This window comes from Prevotella sp. oral taxon 317 str. F0108, from assembly GCF_000162415.1.
Taxonomy (GTDB): Bacteria; Bacteroidota; Bacteroidia; order Bacteroidales; family Bacteroidaceae; genus Prevotella; species Prevotella conceptionensis.
Window position 1 is genome coordinate 91,351 of sequence record NZ_GG740075.1, and the last position, 7,122, is coordinate 98,472.

Consider the following 7,122-nt stretch of genomic DNA (forward strand, 5'->3'; position numbering starts at 1 on the left):
GCGTTACGAGCAATGCCGACCCGGAGGGTAAGGGCCGCGTGCAGGTGCGGATGAACTGGCAGACGGGCAACATGCACACCGACTGGATACGCGTGATGACGCCCGACGGCGGGGGCTGCCGCGACGGCGTTGAGACCAACCGCGGTTTCGTTTTCATCCCCGAGGTGGGCGACCACGTGCTGGTGGGTTTCCGCCACAACGACCCCAACCGCCCTTACGTGATGGGCAGCCTGTTCAACGGTAGGACGGGTAAGGGAGGAGGCGATGGCAACAACAGCAAGAGCATCTGCACGCGCAGCGGCATCTGCATCGCCTTCGACGACGACAGTAGGACACTGACACTTAGCGACCCTAGCGGCAACATGGTTTTGATGGATGGGCAGGGGCACATGGAACTTAACGCGCCTAACGGCATCGTAATGAACGCCAGCCGCATAGCGATGAACACTGGTGGAAACATAACGCTGAACGTTGGCGGCGAGCTGATGGCGAGTGTGGCCGGCAACTGGCTTACAAGCGTAGGTGGCGCGATGAACGCAGTGACCAACAGCTACCGAACAACCGTGGTAAACGCTTTGGAAATGTGCAGTGCGTCGGCCTTGTTCAGCACGGAGATGGGCATGCAGCTGCAAGGCGAAACGCTGAACGCCATCGGCACGAAGAAGTTGCTGATGCACAGCGACGAACAGGTGCTGGCCAATTCGCGCGGACGGATGGACATGAAAAGCGACGGCAGCCTGAACATGGAGCAGAAGGCAGACGACGTGAAGAAGGAGGAGAAAGAACAGATGGCACTGGCCACGGTGGAGTTCAGGCCGGCAAGACCCGAATACAACGGGCAATACGGGTTCGATTGGCTTCGCGTGAACGATGGTAAAGCAACGGCAGAAATGCCATACAAGGACATTATCGTGAGCGGATATTCCGACGGACTGCAAAACCTCACCAAGGATAAGGCATACGATAATCTGAAGAATGAATATAAGCAGGTGCCCATCACGTTTAAGAAAGGTGAGGAGAATACGTATTTTGTGCCTTACCTTAATCTATATTCAAAAGAATGCGTGGAAGCATTGAAACTAGACAAGGATGTTTCAAAACCTTGCTATAAGGCTCTGTTACGTGTTTTGGTAGACATTAACGAGGAGGTGGACCGACTGGAGTTCGACTACGACAAGGAGACCTTCGAGATAGACAGACCCGTGCTGACGGAGAAGGAGAAGACAAACGGCAAGATTGAGTCGGGCAATACGATAGAGATAACTTGCAATAAGAGTTTCAGCGATGCGGATAAGGGCGTTATCCGTGTGTTTGCCTATCCCAAGGGGTGTGCAGATAAGCCGATGCCCGACCAGGTTAGGTTGCGAAGTCTTGCTGGGAAGATTCTGGTTGGGGTGAATGACGAAAAGGCACAGAAGAGAATGAAGTTCGTATTGGTGTGTGTAAAGACGGAGATTAATGGCAAGGAAAAGGAAGGAAAGTTTTCCTCAGAACATTTAGGGCTTCTAAGCAATACCCTGCACCAAATGTATATAAACCCAGTGTTTGAACAGCATTTGAAAGATAAAGATGGTAAGGTATTGATGGATGCTGATGGAAATCCTAAGAGCATCGTCTTAGATTTGGTTGAAGACAAGCGGTTTATGCCTGGCGGAATATACGTCAAGAATGGAAAGATACAAAAATTCACGAAACAGCGAGTAGGTATGACACTTCAACGTTATTTCAATAGCAATGTTGCAAGGTATCTGCGAATTGTCTTCTTACGGAAATACCCGCAGTATAATGGATTCTTTACGATTTTCTCCTTTAATGAAAGAGGCTTTGATAAGAAGGTGGAGCTTTATGGCTTTTGTGAATCTGTATATAAAAGTGGGACAACAAAGTTCTCGCATTATAAGAAAAATTTGGTTCTCTTTGCCAATCCCGAAGCCATGGTGCTGTCGCATGAAGTGTTGCATGGCATGGGGTTGCATCATACGCATATTGACGATGAAGTGATAGAGGAGAGCACACGAAGATACGTCTACAAGGAGAATACAACGGACAATGTAATGAGTTACGCCAGCACAAGAAAATCCACTTGGTACTGGCAATGGAAAATAGTGCGTAAAGAATAAAAAGTAAAGCTATGATACGAAATCTAATTATCTTGACGATAGTGTTATTCTCAAGTTTAAGGGGAGACGCACAAACTGATAGTGTTTATAACTATAAAGGAAAGAGCATGATACGTTATTTTGACATTGAAGAGTTTAAAAGGAAGTCTACAACAAGCAGTGGTTATGATTGTGTAGAAGGTGATATGAGGGTGTCTTATCTGAAAAGGTATGATTCCAAGGAAAAGGTAATTGGGTATACGGAGTGGCGTGAAGGTATTAGCACTCCCTACGGCTACTACTATGAGTACGACCTTAGAGGTCGGTTAATCCATAGCATTACATCATTTCAAGCATTCGACATAGGTAAAGAGTGCTATTACGATACGCTGGGACGTATAATAAAAACGATCGATCATGATATACCCTATAAGTTTACTTTGGACGCATTTATTGAGAAAATGAAGAATGAATATGGTTATGATGTCGAGGATAGAAAAAAGGTTAATCTCCTAGAACGTGATGAAGGAAAAGAGGACTTACACAGACCTTGGTATGAGGTTTTATGTACGAATGAACCAAATGGACTTTATGGTGAGCGCTTTTTGATAGACGGCACGACAGGAGAAACCTTATATATAGAGCGAGATGTATATATAGACAGAGAAGGAGACGGAAAGTACATTGAAGATATGCTTGCAGGAAGGCCTGTAACAATACAAGAAAAGTATCTTTATGAACAGAAAAAGAAAAAGGAGGAACAAGACAAGAAAGGGACAAAGAAAAAGGGTAAGAGCTTTTGGCGAAAGTTGTTTGATTAAGGCATATATATGGGTCTAAGCCTAGCCTGCACCGCTCAGCAGATATACTGGGCTGTGTAACGCCTCCTCCCTACGCCCCATACTTCCCTTTATCAACTATGCCACTATTAGAAACCTAAAAACAAGAAGCGATGAGAATGTTAGCCATCATATCCCTTCTGATGCCTTTCTGTACACTATGTTGTGCACAGACAGACAGTGTTTACAGCCATAAGGGAAAGAGTATGATACGTTATTTTGACATTGATGATTTTGTGGCAAAGGCCAAAGGGTCTGACTTTTATGAGTGCATGGAAGGGCACACGAAGGTTACTTGTTTTAAAATTAATGACACCAATGGTGTTCATGTTGGGTATACGGAGAATCGTGAAAGCCTTGACACACCATACAGCAACTATTACGAGTGCGACCTTAAAGGCAGATTGCGTTATAGCTTAGAATCGTTTTACAACGTTAGCATTAGGGACAAATGCCATTACGACACCTTGGGGCGCGTTGTTCAGATGGAAGATAAAGACAAACCCTATAAGTTCACATTGGAATCGCTCATCAAAAAGATGAAGGCTGAGTATGGTTATGACATACTTGATAGGAAAATGACACTGAAGATGTATCGTTCAGAAGGCAAGAACGACCTGCATAGGCCTTGGTACGAGGTATGGTGTAATGAAGACAGTAGTGGAAGTTATAGCGATCATTTTTTGATAGACGGTACTACTGGTGAAACTTTGTACATGGAGAAACATGTTGATAATCTCATGTTAATGACGCCAGAAGAAGAGCTCAAAGCCATGACCAATAAGTCTCCCGTTAAGTTACAAGATAAATATCTCTATGAACAGAGTAAGAAAAATCAACAAGATAAGAAAGGGACAAAGAAGAAGGGCAAGAGCTTTTGGCGCAAGCTGTTTGATTAAGGTCCGTGTCGTCTCCGAAGTGTATGCCTGTGGTGGGAACGGGGCTGCATTAGCCCATTTGAATGGGCGTACAGACGGCGACAGGGCCAAACGCTACACCTACACTTATGTGGCGCAAACCGCGTAAAGCCCCAGTTGCAAAAGTATGCGGTTTGCCTTATATCCTAAACGTAATATAATATATATATGGAGAAGATTATCGTAGACGGCGCACACATGCGTTGCACTTTTGCAACAGGCAATGCGCAGATACGCGTAGACAGCCACTCGTTGGTAAGGATTGGCGGCGCGTTGGTGGCTACCGAGGCCGACAAGGCAGGGATGAAGAACATCCCAACCTTTGGAACATGCAAATGCGGATGGCCCAATCGACCATGCGTTCCCAGTCCTATTGCCTGGCAGCACGTGTCCGCCCAGAGCAGTGTGAATGGCGCAAAGAAACTCACGATGCAATCTTTCTGCCCATGTGCCAAGGGTGGCCGCATCTCTTTTTGCGATGCTGCCGACAACTCCTTTGTGGAGAGCGAGTGAAACGGGCGCGTTGCTGGAAAGGAAACGTAAGTGTGAAACTTCGCCAAGATATAGCGAGGGTTCTTTCGCATAAGGGCGTAATGGTGGAAGGCCGTCCCGCATTGTTACGCCAATCTTACATGGATTGCTGCCGTGGTGGGTGAATAGTGCTTAACGAGAAAACAGCCATTAAGGCGGCAGCCTACATTTCTTCTTGCAACACCAATGCCTTTGGCGGCAGATGGGCAATCATGCCCGATGTGCAAGAGGTAAAGCACATTAAGAACGCTAAGAATAAGGTGAGCACAGCAAATGCGTCGGACAAAAACAAAGGAACAATTAATAAATCCCTCATGAGTATCGTAGCCAACGTAACATAAATAGCGCAATGAAAATCAATTCCACTTACGTCTGGTCCAACCTTGTGGTTGTGCCAGTGCTCTTTTACATAATCACCTACCTGTTCTATCGAGGCAATACCGATGCGTATGATTATGTCGACACATACTTAAGCCGGTCGAAAGTTATTAAGCTAACGATACCCCAAAAGTATGAAAGGATAAGGGAATTTTACAGATTTCGTTTTGGCAAGAAAGGTAGTAGAAACTACAATCAATTCATCTTCTATTCCGACAAGTATAAAAAGTATCTGGCCATCGTGTCGTTCAGTGGTATCGACACATCTGGGGAAATCGACAATGAAGATCTTTCTCGAAGTTCTTTATACATAGAACAGCCTACAATCTTTGCTTATGCCAATACCGCTCAGTGGAACGATGCGAAGTATGGCACAAGGGCTTTGCCGATGCCGATATTCTTTATCAAGGCCACCCACTTGTACAACAACCAACTGACGATAGGTCCCTGGGATTCCTCTTCTAGTCCCTGCATAATAGATTATAATTCCACGCGGAAATTTGTTGAGCAATACCTTGCCTATTTCCTGCCAGAGGAAGAATTTGACAGATTGTTTAAAGGGAAGGAGAAGTGAAGTTCGTTATATCGTTTATGGCTGACCGTGAGGTGACAGAAATAATAGTTACAGCTGCATAATATAAAGACAATGAAAGAGTCTCATTCTATAGACGGAAAGAAGAGAATTTGTTTTCATATTGAGATCTTACAAAAGAAATAGCACAAATATGAAAAGGTTTATATTCATCGTGATAATCACAATAGGTTGTATTTCATGTACCGCTAGGCGAAAGCCGCAGGAAATAAGTTTTACCAGCAGAAAAGATACATTATTTGTAGACAAAGAAAGATGCGCAATATTTTTCAAGTTAAGCTTGGGAGAATTAAATGAGCTAAGAAAAACATATAAGGAAAAAGAAGATTTTTATACGACATCAGATGGCATAGCTGAAGATAAATTCCAAATAAAAACATTCTTGGAAGAAAACAACATATCCATCATTTATGCCGATACAACAATAGGAGTTATAAGGTTCAAAGATTGTGATGTCAATATAACTAATACGCCCATTATAAAAACAATATGGACAAGTATCATTTTATACAATCATGGTAAAAAGTATGCCGTGATACAATATCCAGATTTTGATTTTACATCTAAGTATTTTGATTTACATGAAGGAAACAAGTTGGGCGAAAAGCATATAAAACAAGTACGAAACTCCAAATGGTTTGGTGAGTATGAATATTTCCTTTCGGATACTACCACTGCGCCCTCACCTTTTATAGAATACACATTAAGCATCACAGCTGACCGATGTGTATTTAGTGGTAATGGACACATGACAGCCTTCGAGGTTCTATGTAGCGTAAAAGCCGAGACAGAAGATAAACTTTCCTTTGGTTTTGCTAAATCATTGACGGAAGACGAACCGATGCCCAATCTTGACAGAGGCATTTCACCCATAGTGAACTTATATTATAAAGAAGGAAGATATTATTTCGAAAGTCCATTCATCAGCAATTTTGAAGGTAAGGAAAATGTAAAAATCAAATGTAGAAAAGTAAACCGTCATGGCTTTTAACATTTCTATAAACTACCCTCGATTTATAGAAATAATGGGTAAAGACAACCTCCTATGCTCGTTTCTTACTGAAATGGCGAATCTACCTCCCCGTTCGTCCTAATATTTTTGCCACCGGTACATCTTGCCTTAAGGTTTGTTTTGTAAAATTTAGATACACGGTGCGTAGGTTTAAAGAGGGTTAATGTTCGAGATTTAAAATTCCTTTTTCTTGATGTTGTGGGATTAAATGCCTAGATTTGCAACATTAACTATGCATGGCCGCCTTCCTTACGTTCTGCCATGGAAAACAACAGCTCATCATACGCATGAGTTGGATACGCGTGATGACGCCCGGCGGCGGGGGCAGCCGCGGCGGGGTTGAGACCAACCGCGGTTTCGTTTTCATCCCCGAGGTGGGCGACCACGTGCTGGTGGGTTTCCGCCACGGCGACCCCAACCGCCCCTACGTGATGGGGAGCCTGTTCAACGGAATCACCGGCGGTGGCGGCGGCAAGGGTAACAGCTGCAAGAGCATCACCACGCGCAGCGGAAGTACGCTGGCGATGAACGACGAGACGGGCAGCGTGCGACTAGCCGATCCTGGCAAGGCGTGGCTCTTGATGGACGGTGCAGGGAACACAACGACGAGTTCGAAGAACAACTGCACCATCTCTGCCGGTAACAGCCACGTGGTAAATGCAGGGGCGAACTATGCCACTAACGTAGGGAAAGGTGCTAGCTGCTTGCAAATGGACGCTGACGGTAACATCCTGTTGGAGGGCAAAAGCAAGAT

At 44.6% G+C, this 7,122-nt stretch carries 8 protein-coding genes; all 8 read left to right on the forward strand.

What is annotated here, in order from left to right:
* The coding region (locus HMPREF0670_RS16755) for a phage baseplate assembly protein V (RefSeq protein ID WP_232213916.1) at window positions 1–2,120 on the forward strand (2,120 nt) is incomplete at its 5' end.
* Between the two features lie 11 nt (window positions 2,121–2,131).
* A complete protein-coding gene (locus HMPREF0670_RS11785; protein ID WP_009231383.1) occupies window positions 2,132–2,920 on the forward strand; it encodes a hypothetical protein in 789 nt (262 codons plus the stop codon).
* Between the two features lie 131 nt (window positions 2,921–3,051).
* Window positions 3,052–3,837, forward strand: coding sequence for a hypothetical protein (locus HMPREF0670_RS11790; protein ID WP_009231384.1), 786 nt, complete (start codon window positions 3,052–3,054; stop codon window positions 3,835–3,837).
* 186 nt (window positions 3,838–4,023) lie between these two features.
* Window positions 4,024–4,368, forward strand: a complete 345-nt coding sequence (locus HMPREF0670_RS11795; RefSeq protein WP_044078232.1) for a DUF4280 domain-containing protein — start codon at window positions 4,024–4,026, stop codon at window positions 4,366–4,368.
* 146 nt (window positions 4,369–4,514) lie between these two features.
* Window positions 4,515–4,727, forward strand: a complete 213-nt coding sequence (locus HMPREF0670_RS17175) for a hypothetical protein (RefSeq protein WP_044078233.1) — start codon at window positions 4,515–4,517, stop codon at window positions 4,725–4,727.
* An 8-nt stretch (window positions 4,728–4,735) separates the two neighbouring features.
* Window positions 4,736–5,338: a hypothetical protein gene (locus HMPREF0670_RS11805; protein ID WP_009231385.1), complete on the forward strand. Its 603-nt coding sequence runs from the start codon at window positions 4,736–4,738 to the stop codon at window positions 5,336–5,338.
* Between the two features lie 151 nt (window positions 5,339–5,489).
* Complete coding sequence (locus tag HMPREF0670_RS11810; protein WP_009231386.1) at window positions 5,490–6,347, forward strand: DUF5991 domain-containing protein; 858 nt, start codon at window positions 5,490–5,492, stop codon at window positions 6,345–6,347.
* A gap of 257 nt (window positions 6,348–6,604) precedes the next feature.
* The coding region (locus HMPREF0670_RS16760; protein WP_044078234.1) for a phage baseplate assembly protein V at window positions 6,605–7,122 on the forward strand (518 nt) is incomplete at its 3' end.